Origin of the sequence: Caloramator sp. E03, assembly GCF_006016075.1 — a bacterium.
Taxonomy (GTDB): domain Bacteria; phylum Bacillota; class Clostridia; order Clostridiales; family Caloramatoraceae; genus Caloramator_B.
This window is the reverse complement of sequence record NZ_CP040093.1, coordinates 1,706,442-1,731,239: the sequence shown is the minus strand read 5'-3', so window position 1 is coordinate 1,731,239 and position 24,798 is coordinate 1,706,442. Positions and strand designations below refer to the sequence as shown.

Sequence of the window (24,798 nt, the reverse complement as noted above, 5' to 3'; positions counted from 1 at the left end):
TCATTAATATTTATTTTCTCATTTTACAAATTTAAATTCAACTCATAACCCATTCATAGCAAAAAAGTTAAATATATTTTTACAAAACAAGGGATGCATCCGCATCCCTTTTAGTCAAATAATTTACTTACTGAAAGATCTTCATATATTCTCTTTATTGCTTCAGCAAATACTGGAGCTACTGAAATAACCTTCATTTTGTCAATTTGCTTTTCCTTTGTAAGTGGAATAGTATTTAACATAACAAGTTCTTTTATTGCAGAACTTTTTATCCTTTCAATTGCAGGCCCAGATAAAACAGCATGTGTACAACATGCATATACTTCTTTTGCTCCAAGCTCCATTAAAGCATTTGCTCCATTTACAATTGTTCCTGCTGTATCTATCATATCATCAACAAGTATTACTGTTTTATTTTTGATGTCTCCTATTACATTCATAACCTCTGCAACATTTGCTTTAGGTCTTCTCTTATCTATTATTGCAATAGGTGCATGAAGCCTGTCAGCAAACTTTCTTGCTCTTGTTACACTTCCAAGGTCTGGTGAAACCACCACTACTTCTTCATCACAAAGTCCCATATCAACAAAATATTTGCTAAGTATTGGTACACCTAAAAGGTGGTCAACAGGAATATTAAAATATCCCTGTATTTGTGGAGCATGAAGATCCATTGAAAGTACTCTATCAGCACCTGCGGCATGTATTAAATCAGCAACAAGTTTTGCTGTAATAGGATCCCTTGCCTTTGCCTTCCTATCCTGCCTTGCATATCCATAATATGGAATAACAGCTGTTATTCTACCTGCTGAAGCTCTTTTAAAGGCATCCATAAGTATTAAAAGTTCCATAAGGTTATCATTTACAGGAGCACAAGTTGACTGTACAACAAAGACATCTGCTCCTCTAACTGTTTCGTTTATATTTACAGATATCTCACCGTCACTGAATCTTCCAACCTCAGAATTTCCAAGTTCAACACCAAGGATATCTGCTATCTCTGATGCAAGATCAGGATTAGAATTACCAGTAAAAATCTTAATATTTTTTCCGTGTGTTATCATATATTTTCCTCCTATATTTTATTTTTTCCAAAGTCCTCTTCTTTCAACCCATCCTTCCATATTTACCTGTCTTTCTCTTGCAACTGCCAGCGCTCCATCAGGAACATCTTTAGTTATAGTTGAACCTGCAGCAATATAAGCATTATTTCCAATCTTAACAGGTGCTACAATGCTTGCATTACATCCTATAAAAGCTTTATTACCTATTATAGTCTTATGCTTATTTGTACCATCATAATTTACAGTTATTGTACCGCAGCCAAGGTTACATCCTTGGCCAATTTCTGCATCTCCAACATAGGTCAAATGAGGTATTTTAGTACCATCTCCTATCTTAGATTTTTTAACCTCAACAAAATCTCCAATCTTAGCTTCTTTGCCTATTTCAGATTCAGGCCTTATATATGCAAAGGGTCCTATTTTAGCATTGCTTTTTACAAGGCTATTTAAAATAATTGATGATTGACATTCAACACCATTTTCTATTATACTGTCCACTATTCTACTATTGGGACCTATTATACATTCTTCTCCTATTAAAGTATTACCCTCAATAATTACATTAGGATAAATTATTGTATCCATTCCTATTTTAACATTAGCATCTATATATGTGCTTTTGGGATCTATTATTGTAACTCCTTCATTCATAAGCCTTATATTTATCCTATCTCTCATAACAACGCTTGCTTCATAAAGTTGGATCCTTGAATTTACTCCCATAAACTCCGTAAAATCAGATACATAGGCACCTACCTTTTTGCCCTCTTTTTTTAGAATTTCAATAACATCAGTTAAATAATATTCCCCTTGAACATTATTGTTATTTATTTTTTTTAATGCAAATAGTAGTTCTGGTATATTAAAACAATAGGTGCCTGAATTAATTTCTTTAACTTTTTTTTCATCTTCTGAGGCATCTTTATCCTCAACTATTTTTTCTACATTTCCAAATCCATCCCTTATAATTCTACCAAAACCAGATGGATTTTCTGTATTTGCTGTTAATATAGTAGCGGAAAAATCATTTAAAGTATGATATTGAAGTACATTTGAAATGGTATTTGAATTAATAAGAGGAGCATCCCCTGCAAGAATAATAACAACACCGTCTTTATCATTTAGAAAGCTCTCACAACACATTACTGCATGACCTGTGCCAAGCTGTTTATCTTGATATATAGTTTTTATTTCGCTTCCAAGATAATCTCTAACAGCATCTGCACCATGACCTACAACCACAGCAAAATCCTTAACACCAGCTGACAATACAGCATCAGTTACATAATCTATCATTGGTTTCCCACATATTTTATGAAGGACCTTTGGTAGTTTAGATTTCATCCGCTTACCCTGCCCAGCAGCCAAAATTATACCATAACAATTTTCCATAACAGCACCTCAACTAATTTTTATATAAATCAACTTATTTTATTATATTTCAATAATCTATTTTATTCAATTATAATTAACATTTTTTTAATATACATATAAAAAGGAAGTCACTTGACTTCCTCTTTATTACTGATTGGATTCTGCTTCTGAGTTGTTTTTTACCTTCTCATACTCAGCAAGTATTGCTGACTGAATAGCTTCTCTTGTTTCAGTATTGATTGGATGAGCAATGTCTTTAAATTCTCCATCAGGAGTCTTTCTACTTGGCATAGCAATAAAAAGACCGTTTTGTCCATCTATTACTTTGATATCATGTACTACAAATGCATTATCAAATGTTACTGAAACAATTGCTTTCATCTTACCTTCATTTGTTATCTTTCTTACCCTTACATCTGTAATTTGCATGGTTTCACCACCTTCCCAGTTGCTTATTACTTTATAATTCTTCATTTTTTTTAATTTTCCTGCTATAAAAATATAAATTTATAAAAAATTTTTTGAATTTATATAAATTATTTAAAAGCCTTAAAATTGCCTGATGGAGTTAATACTATCTCTCCAGTTTCTTCATTAACTGACTCAAGCTTTATTAGTGACATATAATCTTCTACAAGTTTCTTACCTTCAGTAAAAGCTTCAATAAGTATGCCTATACCTACAACAGAAGATTCAAACTCTCTCATAAGTTCAATTATACCATTCGCAGTACCTCCTGCTTTCATAAAGTCATCAATGAATATACACTTGCTTCCTTTTTGAACAGAACGCTTTGAAAGACTCATTGTCTGTATTCTCTTTGAAGAACCAGATACATAATTAATACTAACCGTTGAACCTTCTGTAACCTTACTATTTCGCCTTACAATAATAAGAGGAACATTTAATGCCTTTGCTGTCATTAATGCAATTGGTATTCCTTTTGTTTCAACTGTAATAACATAATCGGGATCTTTACTCCTAAAATTTTGGCTAAATATAATTCCTATCTTTGTTGCTATATCAGGAGAATTTATTATATCATTCATATATAAAAATCCCCCTGGAATTATTCTTGAAGGATTTTTTATTTGACTGCATAGTTCTTCAATAAACTGTTGTTCTTCTTTTTTTGAAAGACCTGGAACAAATTTTACCCCTCCAGCAGCACCAGGTATAGTTTCTACAATACCACATTCAAGATTTTCAACAACACCCTTTATTATTGCAATATCTTCGCTTAAAGTCGACCTTGCAGATTGAAATATATCAGAAAAATATCCAAGGCTGATTACTTTATTAGGATTATCTGTAAGTATTTTAAGTATCGCAGCAACCCGTTCTTTTCTATGTAAACGCTTCATAGTACCACATCCTATCATTTCTATATATTTTTGTCATAAAAGTTAAATTTTATTCATAAAACTTATAAGAAAAGAAAAATACGAATGATTTTTGTACTTTTTATCTTAAATTTCATTCTAAATCATTGCTAAAAATATTTCAAGAAAATAATAGATTTTCAATAACGAAAACTTATATTTTGTTATTCTATAAAAATGTATTATGTTATAATTATTTTGTCTATAATTATAACATATAAGATATTTTAGGAGTGATATAATGTTTGACTTGTTTGAAGATAGTAAAAAAAGAGTCCATTTTATTGGTATCGGCGGGATTAGTATGAGCGGTCTTGCCGAAATACTTATAGATTATGGCTATACCGTATCTGGTTCTGATAGAGTATCATCAAACCTTACAGAAAAACTTCAAAATCTTGGGGCAAAAATATATATTGGCCATGATGCTTCAAACGTTCATGGAGCCGATATTGTTGTTTATACAGCTGCAATAAAAGAAGATAATCCTGAACTTATAGAGGCAAAAAGATTAAATCTTGAGATTATGGATAGAGCAGAGTTTTTAGGTCAAATAATGAGAAAATACAGCAAAGGAATAGCTATTTCTGGAACTCATGGTAAAACTACTACTACCTCAATGGTTTCCCTTATACTTCTTAATGCCAACCTTGACCCTACAATTATGGTTGGAGGAGAAGTAGATGCTATAAAAGGTAATGTAAGGCCAGGGAAAAGTCCATATTTTGTAACAGAAGCCTGTGAATATAAAAAGAGTTTTCTAAAATTCTATCCTTATATAGGGCTAATACTTAATATAGACGCAGACCATCTTGATTGTTATAAGGATATAGATGAAATACATGAATCCTTTTTTAAATTTGCACAACTTATACCTAAAAACGGCTGTTTAATAGCTTATGCAGAAGATAAGAGGGTAGTAGATATAATAGAAAAAGTAAACTGTAACAAAATATCTTATGGAATAAATAAAGGCGATTTTACTGCTACTAATATAGTATATGATGAAAAGGGTTGCCCCTCCTTTACTGCACTTTACAAAGGATCCCCCTACTACAATTTTAAGCTTTCAATACCTGGTGAACATAATATATTAAATGCTTTAGCTTCAATAGCTTGTTGTAATTTCCTTCAGATTGATAAAAAAATAATGGCCCAAAGCCTTTTAGACTTTAAAGGCACTCATAGAAGATTTGAGAAAAAAGGAGAAAATAATGGCGTTGTAGTAATAGATGATTATGCTCATCATCCTGCTGAGATAAAAGCAACACTTAAAGCTGCTAAAAATTATCCCCATAATAGAATTTATTGCGTTTTTCAACCTCACACTTATAGTAGAACTATATCTCTATTTAATGAATTTGCCTCTGCATTTAATGACGTAGACAAACTAATTTTAACCGATATATATGCTGCAAGGGAGAAGGATACAGGAGTTGTTAGCTCCGAAATGCTCTGTGATGCAATTTATCAAAATGGAGTCAATGTTGAATTTATCAAATCCTTTGATGATATTGTTGACTATTTGAAAAAAGAACTTCATGGAGGAGACATATTAATTACAATGGGAGCTGGTGATGTATATAAAGTAGGAGAAAGTTTTTTGAAATAATACTATAAAAGTAAATAAACCCTGTAACTTTTTAAAAGTTACAGGGTTCTCTTTCTCCTCTGGTCGGGGCGACAGGACTTGAACCTGCGGCCTCATGGTCCCGAACCACGCACGCTACCATCTGCGCTACGCCCCGCAAAGGTATAAAAACTTAAAAAAATTGGTTTAGCATAAGCTAAACCAATTGGTCGGGGTGACAGGGATTGAACCTGCGACCTCATGGTCCCAAACCACGCGCGCTCCCATCTGCGCCACACCCCGTTGCCTAACAACATTTATTATATACCAACTTTAAAATTTTTGCAACAATAATTTATATCTTTTTTTAAAATATATATGGCGAATAAATTCGCCATATATATTTTATCTATTTTTATCTTTATCATGCTCAACCCCGCGCCTTGGTACACATGATGCAATGAATCCTATTACAATTGATTGTACTGATGGTGCAATAATATTAAGATACCTTTGATATCTTAAGGCATATACAATAAGTGCAGTAATAACATTAACTGCAATAGTAACTGCAAAAATGTATATTACAAACTTTGAAAAGGAACTTATATACTTTTCCCATATTTTATGTCTTTTATCACCGGGTATCAGCGCTGAAAAAAGCATAAATGATACAAATATTATAATAACATCAGCTAAAGCTACCTTCCAAAAAACCTTCAATACTATCCCTCCATTCTAATATTATTTTGCACCGTTAATTACATTTAATGTATTATATTTGAAATATTTAATATTACAAACAGTTATTAATTTTGATATAATATTATAAAATGGTCTAGGAGGGATTGGATTGGGGTAGAAAGGCGCAGATATGAAAGAGCTGATATGGACTGTGAGATACTTTATCCTACTTTAATGTATAATGGTGAACAAAGAACCTTCAAAGAAGAGGGACATCTTTTTGTATTAAACGTTTCAGAAACCGGGATATGTCTACAGTCAAATTTTTATATTCCTGTTCAAAGTTTTCTATCATTTTATTTTAGAGTTGAAGATAATATCCCTTTTAAAGCTATGGTCAAAATAAATTGGAGCAAGGTTGATAACGGAATATATACATCAGGAGGAGAATTTATATCACTAAATCTTAATGATATACATATATTAAGAGATTATGTAAATAAACATAAATAAAACAGGCCTATGCCTGTTTATTTTTTTCTATATTATGCTATACTACTAATGTAATTTATAATATGGAGGAATTCAAATGGCAAAGGTATATCTTGGTTATAAAAAGGGCCTTAGAGTAGAAGATGGTCATCCATGGGTTTATTCAAATGAAATAGAAAAAATAATTGGTGATTATAACATTGGAGATATTGTTGAGGTATATAATTTTAAAGAAAAATTTATAGGAAAAGGATATATTAATCCTAAATCCCAAATTACAGTTAGAATTATGACAAGAGATAAAAACGAAGAAATAGATGAAGAGTTTTTTAGAAGGAGAATAAAAGCAGCTTGGGAATATAGAAAAAAAGTTATTGAAACTACATGCTGCAGAGTAGTTTTTGGTGAGGCAGATTTCCTACCTGCACTTATTGTAGACAAATACAGTGATTATCTTGTAATCCAAACCCTTGCTTACGGTATTGATAAATGGAAAAATACGATTGTAAAAGTATTAAATGAAATATTTAATCCAAAGGGAATATATGAAAGAAATGATGTACCCGTTAGAGAACTTGAAGGATTAAATCAATATAAAGGTTTTTTATCTGAGCCCTTTGATACAACTATACAAACTTCTGAAAATGGTGTTAAATTTTATGTTGACATTGCCGAAGGTCAAAAAACTGGTTATTTCCTTGATCAAAAGGAAAACAGGGCCTCAATTAAAGACATAGTAAAAGGCTCTGATGTTCTTGATTGTTTTTGCCACACAGGTTCTTTTTCTCTTCATGCTGGCTATTTTGGTGCAAAAAGTGTACTTGGACTTGATGTATCAGAACATGCTGTAGAATTTGCAAGGAAAAACGCACAACTAAACAATCTATCTGACGTATGTAAATTTGAAGTTCATAACGCCTTTGACGTACTTCATAAATGGGTTAAGGAAGGAAGAAGGTATGACGTTGTAATATTAGATCCCCCTGCTTTTACCAAAAGCCGATCTGCCATTGAAGGAGCTATTAGAGGATATAAAGAAATTAACCTTAGAGGCATGAAACTTTTAAAGCCCGGAGGCTTTTTAGTAACCTGTTCCTGTTCCCACTATATGTATCCTGAACTTTTTATGGATGTTATAATGGATGCTGCAAAGGATGCTAAAAAAACAATTAGGCAAATAGAATTTAGAACTCAGGCAAAGGACCACCCCGTGCTCTGGAATTCTGGAGAAACTTTATACCTTAAATTCCTTATACTTCAAATAATCTAATAAAAAAGGGTTCAATATGATGCTTAACTTATTATAAAGTTTAAACATTATATTAAACCCTTTAATTATTCATATTCTTATACTACCATCCTTATACTCAGGAACAATATCAAAAACATCTTCTTTAAAGCAATATTTTATATCATCCTCAAGTCCTATAGAAACAAGATACCTATAGTGAGAAGCATTTTTAATATATGACAAAACATCCTTCCTATTATCTTTATAGGCTAAAAATGCAGCAGTTGCAAAATCATCAAGCTCTACATTAATACATTCAACAATATCGTTTAGTATCTTTCCTGCACAAATAAAATCATCCAATGAAAACCTTCCTTTGGTTCCTGCACAAACTATGCAAGTATCCCTATTACATTCAACGATTTTTTTTGCAATAGCTTTTCCATTAAGCATACAACCAATAAGTATGCTTTCAGCCTTTATAGATTTATTTATTGTTCTTGTCCCATTTGTTGTTGTTAATATTACCCTCTTTCCTGCAACTATTTCTTTTCTGTACTCACAAGGAGAATTACTAAGATCAAATCCATCAATTTTAAGTGCTTTTCTCTCTCCTCCAAGTATGCTATTTTTATCTCTATAATTTAGAGCTTCTTCAATTTCTACTGTAGTTACTACTTCACTGGCCCCATTATAAAGAGCTGTTGTAATTACCGATGTTGCCCTTAAAACATCTATAACTACCGCAATTTTCCCTTCTATCTCTTTTTCATTTATATATTCAACAGATGGTATTAAATTTATCTTCATAAAATCAACCCCTATTATATTTTAACCTAAAATAGAGGCTATCACAAACAAATAATTCCATCAACTAAATTTTAGTCTATAAACTGTAATAAGCAATTTAAAAACCATAGCCTCTTCAAAAGCTTTTATATCAAGCCCTGTCATTAATTTTATCTTTTCAATTCTGTATAAAAGAGTATTTCTATGTATGTAAAGCCTTCTTGCTGCTTCACTTATGTTTAAATCACATCTTAAAAATTCTTCAGCTGTATTTATAAGTTCCCTATCCCTTAAAATATTTAAAAAATCATTATCAATACTACTAAACAACTTCTCTAAAAAATCCCTTCTCAATCCATTAATCAAATCATATATTACCATTTTTTCATAAATAAAATAACCATTTTTAAATCCTAACCTTTCAGCAAGATATGCTGATATCTTTGCATTTTCTGCAGAATGTTTAATAGTATATTCACCCTTAACAGTTTTTCCAGAACCTATTATTACATTAATACCCTTTTCATCCCAAATTCCATTTATAATTGAATTAGCCTCGTTTTCATCATCTTCAAATTTTTTGATTAAATATATACCATTTTCGTCTTTAACAAACTCTACATTATATCCACTATAAACGTTTAAAAGAACATCCTCTATATCTTCATTGCATTTAATATATAAAGCTTTATATCCTTCATATCTTCCTTTTAAACTTTCATAAGGCACATCATGTTTTAAAATATATTCAATAGGCTGCATCAAATTTGCAGCCTCCTTTTCATACACATTATAAATTATAAGCTTTAATAAATTAACGGCATCCTGTGAAAGCAAAGAGCTTACACTAACGATTACTTTATCACACTTTATGTATGTTAAACCATCCTTAATAAGCATATCATCAGTATTTAAATAACCAACATCTTCCCCACAAATAAGGTTGCCTTTTAAATCATATACTCCTATTTTACAATTCAATGTCTTTCCAATGCCTTCACAAAAATCCATAAAATCCTCCATTAAAAAACAGATAGTTCTGTTTCTTTATCGAATATATGAACATTGCTCATTTCAAATGCTACTCTAACCGTTTCATCTGTTTTGGTTTTACTTGTAGGTGCAACTCGTGCTATTATATTATTGTCTTCACAAATAAGATATAAATAAGTCTCTGAACCCATGTGCTCTATCAACTCCACCTTAGCCTCGACAACTGTTTCTGGATTTTGGTTAATAGCTTCCAAACTATCATCTATATGTTGAGGTCTTATGCCGAATATAACCTCTTTATTAACACATCCCTTTTCAATTACAATATTAGCCTTATCCTCTGGAAGAGCAAGTTTTACCTTCCCAAAACTTACAAGCACCTTATTTCCTTCTTTTATAAGTTTTGCATTTATAAAGTTCATCTGAGGACTTCCCATAAATCCTGCTACGAAAATATTTGCTGGATGCTCATATATTCTCTGTGGAGTATCTACCTGCTGAATCACCCCATCTTTCATTACAACTATCTTTGTACCCATCGTCATAGCTTCAGTCTGATCATGGGTAACATAAATAAATGTAGTATTTAGCTTTTTATGAAGTTTTGAAATCTCTGCTCTCATTTGCACTCTCAGCTTTGCATCAAGATTTGACAGGGGCTCGTCCATTAAAAATACCTTAGGTTCACGAACTATTGCTCTTCCCAATGCAACTCTTTGTCTTTGCCCTCCTGATAGTGCCTTTGGCTTTCTGTCTAAAAGATGCTCAATATCAAGGCTCTTTGCTGCTTCCCTAACCTTTTTGTCAATAATATCCTTTGGAACCTTTCTTAACTTTAACCCAAAGGCCATATTTTCATAAACAGTCATGTGTGGATAAAGAGCATAGTTTTGGAAAACCATAGCTATATCTCTATCCTTTGGTGCTACATCATTACATAATTTATCCCCTATATAGAGTTCTCCAGAAGTGATTTCTTCAAGCCCTGCAATCATTCTTAAAGTTGTAGATTTTCCACATCCTGATGGCCCAACAAGAACCACAAACTCCTTATCTTCAATTTCAAGGTTAACGTTTTTTACAGCGGACACATTACCCGGATATACCTTACATATATTCTTTAAAACAACTTTTGCCATAAGCAACCCCCCATAAATACCATTTAGTAAATATTAACACTAAATAAATTTTAATGATATGTCTAAATTGTATGAATAATTTATACATAATAAACAAAACTAATGGGCTAATTTTTTTAAATTATCGCTCCAATTCCTTTTCTTATCTTTCTTTACTAAGAATTTTAAATTTCTAACAAAAAATAATAATTTATGAAGCTTTTTTTCAAACCTTTTACGCCTCAAACTTATAACTTTATCATTATACTTCATTAAATACCCCCCTACCCTAAACTACTTATTCTTTCTAAATTATAGAATATACATCCTTATCTTTCAATAATGTAAAATAATGTTTAGGAAAATATATGTTCAATATTGTTTTAACTTTTGTTCTTTCAAATCAAATTCCCATTGACCTTTGAATTTTTCTTCTTCCGACGTAGCATCCTTGGCAGGCACTATTGTAAAAACAAGTTCTTGAGGAGATATAAAGTACGGAGATGCTATCCCAAATCTATCCGGTAAAAACTGTTTATCAATTATAAGCTCTATAGGCTCTCCTTCCTTAGTTTTATATAGCTTTATTCTATTAAGTCCAGAAGGTTGTATATACTCAATCATAATAGTTTTACCATCTGGAGAAAAAGCAGCTGTTTTTATTTTCCATCCAACATAAAAGTCTAAAGTTTTAACTGTTAGTTGTTCTTTGGTTGTTTTTTCCTCTTCTTGAGGCTGCTGTTTACTTCCTTCTTCAGATTTAGAAGCCCCTTTTGATTCTGTCTTATCTTCTTCAAGTTTTACAACTTGTTTACTATCTTTTGTACTAGTATCTTTCTTTATGCTCTCTTGCTCTTCTTCATTTTCTTTCATAGTAATTAATCCAACAAAATAGCAAGTAGCTCCTTTTTCAACAGCCAATCCCGAAATGTTTTGCGCTTTAGGAATTCCTTTAGTAGTAATTAATATGCTTTTACCATCGGGGGATATTCCACATGGACCAAAGCTATCCTTTGGCAATGGAATCTTTTGACCTGGATATAATGTATTACTTAAACTTATATATTCTTGCATATCCGCAAGGGATAATACTTTTTCACCTTTTATCTTGTCCCCTTCTCTTTTATATAGAGCTTTATCCTTTTCGTAAATTTCCGTGCTTTTTTCCTTTTCTATCTTTGTTATTACCATTTTCCCTTCTTGCAAACCAACTGTATAATTATATAAATCATCAGAAAAATAAGGCATATCCTGACCACTATTATATATATGTACTTTAAAATTTACAGTTTTACCTTCATTAGAACTTCCCTCTTCACTGTCGCCTGATTCCATTTTATAGCTTACTGGTCTGGAGTTTGCAATAACTGGGACATCTTTAATCTGTCCTTTTAAATCATCTGCATAAAAAGATTTCATTCCATTCAAATCACCTTTTAATACATAAGTTAAGTAATTATTAACAAAAACATTGGCTGCCTTTTTGTCTATATTTTCGCTTTTTTCTACTTCTACCTTATTTGAATCATTAGATTTTTCCTTTTCATTATCCGGACAACCAGTCATGAATATCAAAATAAATATTAATACTATGCAAAACCATTTCTTCATAATACTCACCTTTCTCGGTTTTTGTTAATTTTATTATTCCTTAAAAGGGCTATTTTTATGATTATATAAGTATTATGATATTTTGGAATTTTTATTTATTTATAAGAATAATATTTTATGTAGTAATTTTAGGAGTAATAAATGAAAGAAAATATTAAAATAGCTTTTGTTTTTACTGGTACCATAATAGGTGCAGGCCTTGCTTCTGGTCAGGAAATACTTCAATTTTTTAGTCTTTATGGCTTTAAAGGATTTTATGGATTGATTTTATGCTGCATACTTTATATCTTAATTTGTTTAATAATAATAAATTTATGTTTTAAACTAAATTTAAAATCCTATAAAGAAATAATTTATAATGTTCTTGGAAAAAAATTAGGAATAATTGTTGATATGTTTCTAAGTTTTTTTATATTTGGAAGTAACATAATAATGCTCTCCGGCGGAGGTGCAATGCTAAATGAATATATAGGTATAAACAAAATAACAGGAACACTTATAATGGCTATCTTTGTCCTTACAGTAAGTTTTTTTTCAACACAGGGTCTGATTGCTACAAACACATTAATAGTTCCTCTTTCAACTCTGTCAATACTATTAATGGGATATCATGTTTTAAAATCCTCTACTCCAATCTTTCAAATACATTCTTTTCTAAGGAACACTTTACCTATTAGAAATTCTTGGATACTTTCTACAATACTCTATTCCTCATTTAATATAATGAGTGCTATTGGAGTTTTATGCCCAATGACTATTGAGATTAAAAGGAAAAGATCATTTATAATAGGTTGTATCTTAGGAAGCATAATACTAACAATCATTTCATTAATTATTAATTGTTCGATACTTTTATATTATCCAGAAAGTTTTAACTTTGAAATACCAAACCTTTATATTGCAAAAAAATTTGGTATAATTTTACCTTCCCTGCTTACTATAGTAATTTGGCTTGAAATGTTTTCAACAGAAATAAGCAACGTCTACAGTCTATGTAAGCGAATAACCTATTCTTTCAAAATTCCATATAAAATTTCAGTTTTATTTATAATTATATCATCAATTCCATTTACTTTGGTTGGCTTTACTAATCTTATTAGATATCTATATCCACCCTTTGGTGCAATAAGTTTTATATTTGTTTTTGGATGCATTTTGAAATACTTTGATATAAAATAAAATTATCAATATGAATTTTAAAATATTTTTCAAAATATAATAATATCCCTTTAAAATTATCTAAAATATTTTATATAATAATTAGCAGGATAAGAGGTGATATCTTGAGAAGAAATAGAAAGAAAAGAAAAAACTATACAAGATTTATTCTAATATTATCTATTTTTTTATAATAAGCATAGGACTTTATTATTTATTATTTGTAAGGCCTTTAAATATATCCTGCGGAATATTGCTTGATAAAAAGGAATCTAAAAATAGAATATCCTTAAAAATATATTATAATAATACAACAAAATGGATTAATATTCCCAAAAGCATGTATACTTCAGATTCTTTAGCATATAATATTCACATTAAAGGAATAAAAGTAATATCTATATCTCCTTCAAAAATTTATACTGGTAAAGTACTTATGAAAAACAAGAATACAATTGAACTTGATAATGCTAGCCTTAACTTAAATCCACAAGTATTATATTATCAAATTTCTGATAATAATATTAAAAAACTTTTTTCAAACAGCGTTATTGTAGGCTGTTCTTCCTACAAATTTATCACAGATGAAAAAGGCCATGTAGGAGCTGTATTAGTAGGTATACCAGAAATAAACAAATTAAGAATAGGTATATCCAATGCTGATTTTTCTTCACTTAATCACTCAAGTGTAATCTTTTCTTCAAAAAAGGGACTTATAATAAAAACAGAAAAAGGAGAATATAAAACAAAAAAAGATGAAAGTATAAAGGCTGATGTTAAAAATAATTCTATTTTATTATCTATATATAAAACAAATAAAACTGCTTTAGAAAAAGTTTCTGATATTGGTTTATTTAATAAGAGGGTATATATTTCCTCATCTTCAAATGACCCAATATCAGTACCAACTTTAAAAAGATCAAATAATTATATACCAACATATTATGGAAATTTTGAAATATATATATATAGCAACAATTTAAGAATTATAAATGAAGTAAGTATTGAAGATTATCTTAGGTTTGTAGTTCCATCCGAAATGCCAAGCAATGCAGGTATTGAAGGTTATAAAGTACAGGCAATAGCTGCAAGAACTTATGCCCTTTCTGATACCTTATCTGGGCGTTTTGCAAAGTATGGGTTTAATCTTGATGATACAGTTTTAAGTCAATCATATAACAGTCAACCTTCTAACATTCTTTGCAATAGAGCTATTGAAGAAACACGTGGTAAAATTCTTACTTACAACAAGAAAATAATTGATGCAAAATACTGCTCTACTTCTTGTGGTGTTGGGGCACCATTTAATGAAATATGGTTTACTTCTAGTAAAGACTTAAAAAACAATCCAGAACCTTATCTTGATTTTAACGATTATACTGATAGTGGAATAAAAGATTTATCAAACGAAGAAATTGCTTCAGAATTTTTTAAAGATTGGACAGTAAAAGCTTATGATTCTAACTCCCCTTATTTTAGATGGAAGATTGATATAGATATCGCTACTCTTGAAAAAGCTATAAATGAAAATATTTATTCTTGGGCATCAAAAAATCCGGAATTTTTTCAAAAGAAATGGTTTTTTAACATATACAAGAAGGCAAATATACCTAAAGAGGGGATTGGCAATATCAAAGACATTTATATAAGTAAACGTGGAAAATCAGGAATAATAATGGAAGCTATTATAGTAGCCGACACAGGAGAATATAAGATAATAAAGGAATCTAATATTAGAAACGTTATAACTCCTAAAAAGGATGGTTTTGAAATCACTCCTTTATATGGCGATAAAATTAAAAATCCTTCAAGGATTCCCTCTGGCTTCTTTATCATTGATAAACAATATATAAACAAAAAACTTAAGAGCATAACATTATACGGTGGTGGATTTGGTGATGGTGCCGGAATGAGCCAATATGGAGTAATAGGTCTTGTTCGCAGTGGTAATAAATATGATGAAATATTAAAGATTTTCTATAAAAACGTTGAAATATCAAACTATGAAGATATAATAAAATATGCATTTTAAAAGAGCCTAAAAAGGCTCTATTTTAATAGTTTAAATCGAGTAGGAGCTAAATAATTATTTTAACATAATACAATAAAGTGAATCGAAAGGATACATTCTTTCAATTGGCTTTATTGTTTGGCTAGATAAATATTAACTTAATTACATTTGGGAGTAATCCCCTAATTAATATCAAAAATAGTTATAAAATCATCCAAACTAATTCCTATAAAGTATTTGTTAAAGTCCAAAGAACTAAGCCTATCTTTTATTTCTGACTTTTTGTATATACATCCCTTCAACATATCTTCTATTTCTTTTATATCTCCCATACTAAAAAAATCCCCATATATTTTAACACTATTTATTATTGAATTCTCTACCTGTAAATATACCTCAATCAATCCCTGGGGAAATTTTTTTGTATTCCTATAATTAAACTTTGGAGACATACCAAAATTCCATTCAAATTTGGAATACTTATTATCTGCTAACTTTTTTATTTCTAAAATATCTTTTTCTGTTAAATTATATTCTTTTATATCCATATTACTTGATATATATCTGCTAAATTGTTCTATAAATTCTTCTACAGTTAATCTTTCTTTTAAATTATCACATATATTAGTTACCCTTTTTTCTACAGATTTTACTGCCTTTGTTTCATATTTTTCCTTTGCAACATTTAGTGCACCAGATATATTTTTAATATCAGAGGAATACAGTAAAGTTCCATGATGTAATACTCTTCCCTTTAAAATAGTCTGTGCATTCCCAGATATTTTTTTATCATCAATTACTATATCATTTCTTCCTGATATTTTAGCATCTATATCAAATATTTTTAAGAAACTAACTATGGGCTCTAAAAAATCATTAAAGCTAAAATGATGTAAATCTGAATTTTTTATAAAAGTAAAATTGATGTTCCCTTTATCATGGTAAACCGCACCGCCACCCGTTAGTCTCCTTACAACCTTTATTCCATTTTCAGAAACATAATTTGAATTTATTTCTGAATAAGTATTTTGATTTTTACCAACTACTATACAATTGTCATTTCTCCAGACTATGAAAAATTCATCTTTAAAATTTGTTAAAAAATATTCTTCTAATGCCAAATTAAAATATGGATCTAAACTTCTATTGTATAAATAATACACTAGTTTATACCTCCATTATTTACAACCACAACAGCAACATCCACCTGAACATTCACCGCTATTTTTAAGTTCCTCTTCAGCTTGTTTTTTTAGTATATCACTTGATATTTTATCCATCTCTTTACATATTTCTTGCGCCACTTTATCTACTAATTCCATATAATCGCTTGGTAATTCCCTTAATGAAACTACCTTTTCTAATGCTTTTTCTTTTCCTATAATTTCATCAACTTTAACAACAGCATTAACCTTTCCACTATATTTCTCTGTTGCTCTCATTGCACAAAGCTTTGAGCATCCATCAACAGCAACTGTAGGGTATACTTTAGCAAAATTTCTCTCTTCCTCACCACCTGCTATAAAAAGAGGAAGACAAATTGTAACAGCCTCACCTAGCCTTAAATCCTCTAATACCTTTCTTGTAGCAAGCCTTGATATTGTTCCTCCAAAACATTCTTCTCCACTGCAAGATACAACCCCTATTTTTATATCACTCATTTATTTTCCCTCCATTTCATCGATAATAGTTGTTATTTTTTCTGCTATAGCATCAACTACTTGCCATCCTTCTTCATTTAAATAAGTAGCTGTTCCTGGCTTCATTGCTCTCATTTGTTTTGCAAAATCAGTTGATTTTAATTCTTCAACAACCTCTGCCCCAGCTTCTCTAGCATTTTTAGCAGCACACATCTTAGGGCACCCATCGATTGTTATACATTTTTTCCCATTCATATAATCTCTTATCTCATCATCACCAGTTACAATATATGCTAGACATTTTGTTTCTGCTTCATCCTTCTTTAACTCATTAACAACTTTATTTGCTGCTTCTCTTGCTAAAAGACCATAAACTTTACCCATACCACTACATGGGATTACAACCACTTTAGACATGAAACTCATCCACCTTTCTTTTCATTTTTTCAAAATACTCATCAAACTCTAATAAAAGCATTTTATCTGATTCAAAATCTTTAAGTTCAATCTCTGCAATCCACCCCTTTTCAAATGGATTTTCATTTATATATTCTGGATTTGAAAGCAATGCTTCATTTACCCTTATGACCTTACCACTAACAGGTGATATAACTTCAAAAACAGCTTTACCTGATTCAATAGCTCCTACCTCATCAAATTGTTCAACTTCGCTTCCTACAATAGGTGGTGTAAAAAACATTATGTCTGATAAGCTTTGTTGAACATAATCTGTAACTCCAATTCTAGCTAAATTACCTTGAACATAAACCCAAACGTCATTTTCATTAAAATAAAACCCTTCTTTAGGAAGCCTAAATATAAATTTATCCTTCTTATATATTTCATAATCTAATACCTTTGGAAATAATATAGAAGAATTTTCTCCATTAGAATCATCTTTTTTCAATATGTCTTCTAAAATCATATCAATTAACTTTTTTTCATTCTCACCTATTTGAAGCTTACTTTGAATCTCTATTCCATATTGTTTTGAAGCCTCTGTTACATTTATCTTTCTGCTAACCTTTAAATTTTTCTCTGATGCTAATTTAGTGGCACATCTTGTATTGCATCCATCAATTACAATAAGCTCATTTTCACTTGCTACTTTGTTGTATCTTGCATCAGCTACCCTAAAAAGTACAGGACATATGATTTCTGCATTTTTCTCTTCTTGAAGTTTTATTGCTATTTCTCTTGAAACACATCCAGCACATTTGTCTAAGCCATTGCATGGAAGAATAGCTGTTTTTTTATCCATTTTGCTCCATCTCCATTCTCAATTGCTTTATCTTATTTGTTACCTCCGCTTTATTAGGAAAGCTTATTGCATCAACACCACAAGTTTTTCCACATGCACGGCAAAATACAACGCAATTGTTCGGGTTTTTTACTATTAATTTTTTATCTTCATTTTCCCTTACTTCATACACATCATGTGGACAAAACTTTACACACTCCATACAATAATTGCACTTTTCATAGTCTATTCTTGGGCTCCAATCTATTTTCTCCCTTGGAACCCCCATAAAAGTTGATTCACTCATGTTTAAGCCTCCTCAAACCCTAAATCACTCAATGCTTTTTTAACAACCTCAATTGCCTTCTCATTTGTCATGTCTCTAATATCTAACATTACAGCATCCTTTTCTATATCAAGTCCTGCATCTATAAATGCTTGTTTAAACATTTTTCTTTGCATATTTGGAGCACAAGCACCTATAATTAGCTTCCTATGTGCCTTTAAAAAGTCAGCTAGAAATCTGTCCCCATCTTCTTCGCAAAGCTGTGGATGGATAAATCCATACTCAACAGGTAACTCTACCCTAACTTGGTTAATAAAATCCCATATGTCCATAGCTTGAAAGCCTGGACACTTCCCTGTACAAACACACATAATAAATCCTGGCAACTGTCTTTCACTCATTTTAAAACCTCCCTATTTTTATTTATGAACTGACATCCCACAAGCATCTCCACAGGCCTCAAATATAGCCTCTGATAAAGTTGGATGTGGATGAATCATTGTAGATAATATATTTACATCAGCCTTTAATGTTATAGCTAATGTCAGTTCCGAAATCATCTCTGAAGCACTTTCCCCTAATATTTGAGCCCCTAAAACTATGTTACTATTTTTATCAACAACCACCTTAACAAATCCATCTCTATTTCCTAAAGTAAGTGCTCTGCCATTATTCCTAAAATAATATTTTCCTATTTTAACTTCATAGCCTTTACTGCTTGCTTCAGACTCTGTCATACCAACCGTTGCAACCTCTGGTTCTGTATATATACAATTTGGAACAGCATTATAGTTTAATTTTGATTTAATACCTAATGCATTCTCTATTGCACATCTTCCTTCAGCAAAGCTCAAATGAGCAAGTTGCTTTCCACCAATAACATCTCCTGCTGCATATATATTTTCTATATTTGTTTTAAATTCCTTATTAACAACTAAAGCTCCATTTTTAATATCTAATCCTATATCTATCATATCTTTTGATATGTTGGGCCTTCTTCCACAGGATAAAAGAACATTATCAGTTTTTATACTGTTTTCTTTGCCATTTTCTTCAAAAACCACTTCAAGTTTGTCATTTATTTTGTTTATGCGTATAACTTTAGAATTAAATTTAAAGTTTATTCCCTTTCTTTTCATTATTTTTAGAAGTTCGTTATCTATTTCTTCATCTGATAAATATAATTTATCTCTAACTTCAATTACAGTTACCTTTGAAAATGATGAGTACATCTCTGCAAATTCAAGTCCAATAACACCTGCCCCAATAATTACTATCTCCTGTGGCATTGTTTTTAAATCTAATAGTTCATCACTAGTTAATACACCTTCGTTTGTTACTCCTTCAATGTTTGGAATAATTGGTGATGCTCCTGTTGAGATGATTAATTTTTTAAACTGAATTACTTTTGTTTCCTCTTTTGACTCGATTAATATTTGATTTTTACTCTTTAATATTCCTCTTCCTTTAATAAGTTCTATTTTATTTGAATTGATCAGACTTGATAAACCCATATTTAGTGCTTTTACTACTCTATTTTTTCTATCTACTGCTATTTCTAAGTTTATTTTTTTAATATCTGCATCTATACCAAATTCTTTTGCTCTTTTTACTTCTTTAATTATTCCTGAAGATTTTAAAAGGGCTTTGGTAGGTATACAACCTTTATTTAGGCATACTCCACCAATTTCTTTATCTTCTATAAGAGTTATATTTGCACCTAATTTAGCTCCATGAATAGCTGCATAATAACCCGTTGGTCCTCCTCCTAAAATTACATAATCCCTGTAAATTGTTTCCATTTAAAAGCCCTCCCCATTAAAGTTTCTCCGCATTTTTATATATTTCCTCAATTTCACCTTTACTTATCATTTTAGATAAAATAAATGCTATAATTATTATTCCAGGTATATCAACAAGTAATCTTGTTAGAGCAAACTTTGTTCCAAGTGATGATAATTCAAATAAGAACATAGGTATTTTTGTTGTTGACCAAGCTCCAATAAAAATTAATATATTTGTAAATTTAACTCCCTTTTTCATGAACACAGCTGCTATTGGGAAAGCACCATAAAGTGGACCCGCTGCTGCTGAACCTAAAAATATCGCAAGAAGGATTCCTTTTATTCCTGAACCTTCTCCCATTAGTCCTATCATTGTGTCCCTTGGGACCCATATATCAAGAAGTCCTAATAAAACAAATATTGGTGGTATGACTAACAACATTTCTTTAAAGCTATATCCTACAATATTTAAAGCCTTTACACCTACTTTAAAATTAACTCCCATAAGTATTAAAAGTGCAACAACAGTAATAATAAAAAATCTATATCTTTTTATAAACTTACTCATATCACATCACAACCTTTCCTATAATGAAGGCTACTAAAAATGAAAATAAAAAAGCTAAAACATTTCTTGATATTGTTATTTTTTTACCAAAGTATTTTGTTTCAACCGGCATAGTAACAATACCCACCATCATAAGTGTTGAAATAAAGGCTGCTATTTGTGTATAGCCTGCACCTGATTTTAATAAAAGTGCTGCTGTTGGAAATGCAACAAACCCAGGTATTAAGGTAATTGAACCCACTATTGCAGAAACTATTACACCAAATAAGCCTGATTCTTTTCCAATTATCCTTGATATAACCTCAGGATTTAATACAGATAGCAATATTCCAACTAACATTATTACTCCTAAAAATTCAGGTAAAATATTTTCGAATGACTTCCAAGCCTTTTTCAATGCCAACTTTGTTTTTTTCTTGTCATTTTTATACGAAATTAGTAGTAGGACAATGGTAATTCCATATAAGCTATATGTCCACATTTCATCACATCCTTATCTTAAATGAATATTTGATTATTTATTATATAATTAAATTATAATATAATTATTTTTTCTTTTCAATATTAAATGTTTCTGGTAAAATAAAATCGGCTCTTTCCAAAGTTAGTTGAATTGCTATATTATTTTTCATACACTAATATAGTAATTAAACTAAAGGAGAAAATTATAATATGGAAGAATTAATAGCGCTATTGGATAAAAGGTTAACTTTAGAGAAGTATGAAATAATAGAAGATACTATATATATTAAATCTAAAAATTCTGAAGCTGTATGTCCTTATTGTAATACTGTTTCAAATAAAGCACATTCTGACTATGAAAAAAGTTTTCAGAATCATGATTTTCAGAAAAGTTAAACTGTTAATTGAATTTTATCACTTTCATTCATAAATTGCGTTGCATTTTTTTAACCCTACATTTAGTCATAAAATAGTTTATTAATACATAGCAAAAGATATACATCCCCATCATAAATTTTAATTTTTGAAATTTGACCAAGACTTTGAATACATAATAATTATAATTAAAAGTAGCCTTATTCTTATTAATGGATTTAATGTATTGATTTTTATAAAATGAACTAAAATAAAAAACAGCTCCTTTTCTTTTTTAGAAGCTGTTTCAGGCTCTATTAATCTATACACCTTCAAAATCAAAATTGGGTACATATTCTTTTGTTGAACTGTCATAATCTTGAAAATATCCATTTTTAAGCCCAATTGACATTGCATACTCTATAATTGCTTCATAGTGTTTCTTATTAATTTTTTTATTAATTTCCGGATAGTACTGCGCTTTATGCATAGGAGTATATTGGCTCATTATATTGAAATATATATCATTAGGTAAATTTTTTAAAACCCAATCTACTATTTTTTTTGAATCAAAAAGTAAACCCGGAATCATAAGATGCCTTATCATAACACCTTTTCTTATAATTCCATTATCATCAAACTTTGGAGAACCTACCTGCCTATACATTTCAAGAAGTGCATTTGAAGCATAATAAAAATACCTTGGAGCTTTAGAATATCTCATACTATACTTTTCATCATAGTATTTAATATCAGGAAGATAGACATCTATAATCCCTTCAAGAAGTTTTAAAGTTTCAATCTTTTCATAGCCATTGGAATTATAGATAATTGGTATATTAAGTCCTAAGGACTTTGCTTTAATTATAGCTTCACGAATCTGCATCGTATAGTGAGTTGGAGTTACAAGGTTTATATTGTGAGCCTTTTTTTCCTGAAGCTCTAAAAAAATTTCACAAAGCCTGTCAATTGTAATTTCCTTACCCTTTCCTTCCTGACTTATTTCATAATTTTGACAAAACACACAGCTTAAGTTACATCCAGTAAAAAATACAGTGCCAGAACCCCTATCACCTGATATACAAGGTTCTTCCCAAAAATGTAAAAAAACCTTGGCAACTTTAACATTATTTCCTACTCTACAATATCCCAAAGTATTATTTCTATCTACATCACAACATCTTGGACATACATTACAGCTTGTCTTATTCAAAAGCATCATTCCTTTATTTATCATCTAATTTTAGTGCAGCATACTTACTTTGTAGTTTAAACAATACTTCTTTATAATTAAATATAAAATATACAGAATATGCAACAAACATTCCAGATATGGCATCATATATATAATGCTGTTTTACAAAAAATGTAGAAAAAATTATAATTACCACAATCATGCTTGATATGAGTTTATCGTATAAAGATAAAACCTCATCACGATTTATATATATACCAACAAGCACTGCATCAAATACATGTATGCTTGGAAAACAATTATATGGATTATCCTTATTATATATAAATCTCATCATATTATCAAATATATCATTTCCATGGATTTCTGGGCGTGGAACGTAAGTCGGGAAAAAATAATATACAAAAAAGCATATCAACATACCTAAGTTCAACCCCCAGATAAGTTTAAAATACCTCTTTTCATCAACTACAGAATAATAAAATATCCAAAATCCAAGATATATATACCATCCCAAATACGGAATAGCAAAATATTTATTAAAAGGTATAAGTCCATCAATAAAAGTTGGTATATGATATGCCTTTCCCCTATAAACGTTTAAATACCTATAAATTGCTGAAGTAAATATGATAGATATAAGGAAAGATAGCCTTCCAGCTACTTTTTTATAATCTTTTATAAGTATCCTGACCATCCTACCCATGTTATCACCTACTTTATTTAAATCTTATACATATTCTACAAATAATATATTAATAAAGTATGCACCCATTGTAAACTTTTTAATAATGTATAATGTTGTATCTTCCCATATAATTTTACCTTTAAGCCTATATTTTAAACAAAGCATTTTACCTACATTATCGGCTACTTTCATGCAACAAGCCATTTTCGGATAGGATGCTATGCAACATATTTCCATTTAACTTTATTAACAACTATACTTTCTATAGCTTTTCTTATTAAATCAGATACTAGATGCATCCTCTTTATCAAAAATCTTAAAAAATATATCTACTTCTAAAAAACACAGACAATGTAGCAAGTCAGCACCTGTATTTTTCCCTGATTTTTAATTAAATTATACAAACATCTTTCTATATTTTATACCCATAATTAAAGTATATAATGACGAAGCAAGCAAAATAAAGCTCATAGCAACAAATATAATAATTAAATTTCTTGCTGTTTCTGGACTTTTATTAAATTGTTTAGAAAGTGCCTCAATATATGCACCAAAATTTTTTGAAGCTAAAAACGCATTCCAAAGCCATGCAACAGATGTCAAAAGTGCCATTGGTATGCATGATAATGCATATAAAAGTCCATTGAAAGATCTATTTCTTACTCCCTTTAATCCAAGATAAATAGGTATTATCATTATAAGAGGAAGTATATAAGAAAAGTATTGAGGAGATAATGCAAAAAACAATATGCATGTCAACATATAGGATAGAACAATTCTATTTAAAGGCTTTAGGTTTTCATTAAAATCGTATAATGCTGCATTACAATATCTTAAATAATATTCTATTTTACCTTTATCATTTATATTTGCATCCTTCATAAGCTCTCTACCCTTTTTAAGAAGGCTTTCATAAGTTTCCTTATGATTATTAGGAACTCCAAGTTGCCTATACTTAAAAATTAAATTTTCTAATTCTTTTTTATACTTTTCTTTTTTGTTTTCATTTATAGCACTTTTGTCAATTTTCCTTTTGATATCTTCAAGCAAAACAACTAAACTACTGTCCATAATTCTACCTCCTAATTATATTAACCCCCGCAT

At 30.1% G+C, this 24,798-nt stretch carries 29 protein-coding genes and 2 tRNA genes; 6 read left to right on the top strand and 25 right to left on the bottom strand.

Features of this window, described 5'->3' with window-relative positions:
- Window positions 1-110 precede the first annotated feature (110 nt).
- From FDN13_RS08525 to purR, 4 genes are all read right to left on the bottom strand, one after another.
- Window positions 111-1,064, bottom strand: a complete 954-nt coding sequence (locus tag FDN13_RS08525; RefSeq protein WP_138979809.1) for a ribose-phosphate diphosphokinase — start codon at window positions 1,062-1,064, stop codon at window positions 111-113.
- Window positions 1,065-1,082: 18 nt separating this feature from the next.
- Window positions 1,083-2,456 (bottom strand): bifunctional UDP-N-acetylglucosamine diphosphorylase/glucosamine-1-phosphate N-acetyltransferase GlmU, encoded by a 1,374-nt coding sequence (gene glmU, locus FDN13_RS08520; RefSeq protein WP_138979808.1) that lies wholly within the window; start codon window positions 2,454-2,456, stop codon window positions 1,083-1,085.
- A gap of 129 nt (window positions 2,457-2,585) precedes the next feature.
- A complete protein-coding gene (spoVG, locus tag FDN13_RS08515) occupies window positions 2,586-2,867 on the bottom strand; it encodes a septation regulator SpoVG (protein ID WP_138981061.1) in 282 nt (93 codons plus the stop codon).
- Between the two features lie 107 nt (window positions 2,868-2,974).
- Entirely contained in the window at window positions 2,975-3,802 is an 828-nt protein-coding gene (purR, locus tag FDN13_RS08510) for a pur operon repressor (RefSeq protein WP_138979807.1), read from the bottom strand.
- A gap of 256 nt (window positions 3,803-4,058) precedes the next feature.
- Between purR and murC the strand changes: the two genes are divergently transcribed.
- The gene (gene murC, locus FDN13_RS08505) at window positions 4,059-5,432 is read left to right on the top strand and encodes a UDP-N-acetylmuramate--L-alanine ligase (protein ID WP_138979806.1); all 1,374 of its coding nucleotides are present in this window, start codon (window positions 4,059-4,061) and stop codon (window positions 5,430-5,432) included.
- 60 nt (window positions 5,433-5,492) lie between these two features.
- On the opposite strand, the gene FDN13_RS08500 is transcribed toward murC, so the two are convergent.
- From FDN13_RS08500 to FDN13_RS08490, 3 genes are all read right to left on the bottom strand, one after another.
- Window positions 5,493-5,568: transfer RNA gene (locus tag FDN13_RS08500), tRNA-Pro, on the bottom strand.
- A 49-nt stretch (window positions 5,569-5,617) separates the two neighbouring features.
- Window positions 5,618-5,693, bottom strand: a tRNA-Pro gene (locus tag FDN13_RS08495).
- Between the two features lie 102 nt (window positions 5,694-5,795).
- Window positions 5,796-6,113 carry a hypothetical protein gene (locus tag FDN13_RS08490; protein ID WP_371414813.1) on the bottom strand — a complete coding sequence of 106 codons (318 nt, stop codon included), beginning with the start codon at window positions 6,111-6,113 and terminating at the stop codon, window positions 5,796-5,798.
- 102 nt (window positions 6,114-6,215) lie between these two features.
- On the opposite strand from FDN13_RS08490, the gene FDN13_RS08485 reads away from it, so the two are divergent.
- Both FDN13_RS08485 and FDN13_RS08480 read left to right on the top strand, forming a co-directional pair.
- On the top strand, window positions 6,216-6,587 hold the full coding sequence (locus FDN13_RS08485) for a PilZ domain-containing protein (RefSeq protein WP_371414845.1): 372 nt from the start codon (window positions 6,216-6,218) through the stop codon (window positions 6,585-6,587).
- A 76-nt stretch (window positions 6,588-6,663) separates the two neighbouring features.
- Window positions 6,664-7,836, top strand: coding sequence for a class I SAM-dependent rRNA methyltransferase (locus FDN13_RS08480; protein WP_138979803.1), 1,173 nt, complete (start codon window positions 6,664-6,666; stop codon window positions 7,834-7,836).
- Window positions 7,837-7,905: 69 nt separating this feature from the next.
- Here FDN13_RS08480 and comB read toward each other — a convergent pair whose 3' ends face one another.
- From comB to FDN13_RS08460, 5 genes are all read right to left on the bottom strand, one after another.
- Complete coding sequence (comB, locus tag FDN13_RS08475; protein WP_138979802.1) at window positions 7,906-8,607, bottom strand: 2-phosphosulfolactate phosphatase; 702 nt, start codon at window positions 8,605-8,607, stop codon at window positions 7,906-7,908.
- A 60-nt stretch (window positions 8,608-8,667) separates the two neighbouring features.
- Window positions 8,668-9,597, bottom strand: a complete 930-nt coding sequence (locus FDN13_RS08470) for a PucR family transcriptional regulator (protein WP_168190119.1) — start codon at window positions 9,595-9,597, stop codon at window positions 8,668-8,670.
- Between the two features lie 11 nt (window positions 9,598-9,608).
- Window positions 9,609-10,718, bottom strand: a complete 1,110-nt coding sequence (locus tag FDN13_RS08465; protein WP_138979800.1) for an ABC transporter ATP-binding protein — start codon at window positions 10,716-10,718, stop codon at window positions 9,609-9,611.
- 99 nt (window positions 10,719-10,817) lie between these two features.
- Complete coding sequence (locus FDN13_RS14230) at window positions 10,818-10,970, bottom strand: hypothetical protein (RefSeq protein ID WP_168190118.1); 153 nt, start codon at window positions 10,968-10,970, stop codon at window positions 10,818-10,820.
- A 99-nt stretch (window positions 10,971-11,069) separates the two neighbouring features.
- Window positions 11,070-12,308 carry a PD40 domain-containing protein gene (locus tag FDN13_RS08460; protein ID WP_138979799.1) on the bottom strand — a complete coding sequence of 413 codons (1,239 nt, stop codon included), beginning with the start codon at window positions 12,306-12,308 and terminating at the stop codon, window positions 11,070-11,072.
- A gap of 141 nt (window positions 12,309-12,449) precedes the next feature.
- On the opposite strand from FDN13_RS08460, the gene FDN13_RS08455 reads away from it, so the two are divergent.
- Both FDN13_RS08455 and FDN13_RS08450 read left to right on the top strand, forming a co-directional pair.
- Window positions 12,450-13,487 carry a YkvI family membrane protein gene (locus FDN13_RS08455; RefSeq protein WP_138979798.1) on the top strand — a complete coding sequence of 346 codons (1,038 nt, stop codon included), beginning with the start codon at window positions 12,450-12,452 and terminating at the stop codon, window positions 13,485-13,487.
- 232 nt (window positions 13,488-13,719) lie between these two features.
- Window positions 13,720-15,498, top strand: coding sequence for a SpoIID/LytB domain-containing protein (locus tag FDN13_RS08450; protein ID WP_138979797.1), 1,779 nt, complete (start codon window positions 13,720-13,722; stop codon window positions 15,496-15,498).
- A gap of 161 nt (window positions 15,499-15,659) precedes the next feature.
- Here FDN13_RS08450 and FDN13_RS08445 read toward each other — a convergent pair whose 3' ends face one another.
- The 9 genes from FDN13_RS08445 to FDN13_RS08405 all read right to left on the bottom strand — a co-directional run bounded on the left by FDN13_RS08445 (window position 15,660) and on the right by FDN13_RS08405 (window position 21,476).
- Window positions 15,660-16,640, bottom strand: coding sequence for a lipoate--protein ligase (locus FDN13_RS08445; protein WP_138979796.1), 981 nt, complete (start codon window positions 16,638-16,640; stop codon window positions 15,660-15,662).
- Window positions 16,641-16,655: 15 nt separating this feature from the next.
- Entirely contained in the window at window positions 16,656-17,138 is a 483-nt protein-coding gene (locus FDN13_RS08440; protein ID WP_138979795.1) for a putative zinc-binding protein, read from the bottom strand.
- Complete coding sequence (locus tag FDN13_RS08435) at window positions 17,139-17,534, bottom strand: putative zinc-binding protein (protein WP_207670874.1); 396 nt, start codon at window positions 17,532-17,534, stop codon at window positions 17,139-17,141. It lies immediately after the preceding gene.
- Entirely contained in the window at window positions 17,527-18,378 is an 852-nt protein-coding gene (locus FDN13_RS08430; RefSeq protein WP_138979793.1) for a putative zinc-binding protein, read from the bottom strand. The genes FDN13_RS08435 and FDN13_RS08430 overlap by 8 nt, the downstream gene beginning before the upstream one ends.
- On the bottom strand, window positions 18,371-18,664 hold the full coding sequence (locus FDN13_RS08425; protein WP_138979792.1) for a 4Fe-4S dicluster domain-containing protein: 294 nt from the start codon (window positions 18,662-18,664) through the stop codon (window positions 18,371-18,373). Before FDN13_RS08425 ends, FDN13_RS08430 begins: the two co-directional genes overlap by 8 nt.
- A gap of 2 nt (window positions 18,665-18,666) precedes the next feature.
- On the bottom strand, window positions 18,667-19,044 hold the full coding sequence (locus FDN13_RS08420; protein ID WP_138979791.1) for a hypothetical protein: 378 nt from the start codon (window positions 19,042-19,044) through the stop codon (window positions 18,667-18,669).
- 18 nt (window positions 19,045-19,062) lie between these two features.
- The gene (gene lpdA / locus FDN13_RS08415) at window positions 19,063-20,445 is read right to left on the bottom strand and encodes a dihydrolipoyl dehydrogenase (protein ID WP_138979790.1); all 1,383 of its coding nucleotides are present in this window, start codon (window positions 20,443-20,445) and stop codon (window positions 19,063-19,065) included.
- Between the two features lie 16 nt (window positions 20,446-20,461).
- Window positions 20,462-20,932 (bottom strand): permease, encoded by a 471-nt coding sequence (locus FDN13_RS08410; RefSeq protein WP_371414844.1) that lies wholly within the window; start codon window positions 20,930-20,932, stop codon window positions 20,462-20,464.
- A gap of 64 nt (window positions 20,933-20,996) precedes the next feature.
- On the bottom strand, window positions 20,997-21,476 hold the full coding sequence (locus tag FDN13_RS08405) for a permease (protein ID WP_138979788.1): 480 nt from the start codon (window positions 21,474-21,476) through the stop codon (window positions 20,997-20,999).
- Between the two features lie 212 nt (window positions 21,477-21,688).
- On the opposite strand from FDN13_RS08405, the gene FDN13_RS14225 reads away from it, so the two are divergent.
- Entirely contained in the window at window positions 21,689-21,853 is a 165-nt protein-coding gene (locus FDN13_RS14225; protein WP_168190117.1) for a hypothetical protein, read from the top strand.
- A 280-nt stretch (window positions 21,854-22,133) separates the two neighbouring features.
- On the opposite strand, the gene FDN13_RS08400 is transcribed toward FDN13_RS14225, so the two are convergent.
- The 4 genes from FDN13_RS08400 to FDN13_RS08390 all read right to left on the bottom strand — a co-directional run bounded on the left by FDN13_RS08400 (window position 22,134) and on the right by FDN13_RS08390 (window position 24,765).
- Window positions 22,134-23,048 (bottom strand): radical SAM protein, encoded by a 915-nt coding sequence (locus FDN13_RS08400; RefSeq protein WP_243120199.1) that lies wholly within the window; start codon window positions 23,046-23,048, stop codon window positions 22,134-22,136.
- Entirely contained in the window at window positions 23,038-23,712 is a 675-nt protein-coding gene (locus tag FDN13_RS08395) for a phosphatase PAP2 family protein (RefSeq protein ID WP_138979787.1), read from the bottom strand. The genes FDN13_RS08400 and FDN13_RS08395 overlap by 11 nt, the downstream gene beginning before the upstream one ends.
- A 24-nt stretch (window positions 23,713-23,736) precedes the next feature.
- Window positions 23,737-23,886 carry a hypothetical protein gene (locus tag FDN13_RS14220; RefSeq protein WP_168190116.1) on the bottom strand — a complete coding sequence of 50 codons (150 nt, stop codon included), beginning with the start codon at window positions 23,884-23,886 and terminating at the stop codon, window positions 23,737-23,739.
- A gap of 204 nt (window positions 23,887-24,090) precedes the next feature.
- Entirely contained in the window at window positions 24,091-24,765 is a 675-nt protein-coding gene (locus FDN13_RS08390) for a hypothetical protein (protein WP_138979786.1), read from the bottom strand.
- Window positions 24,766-24,798: the final 33 nt, after the last annotated feature.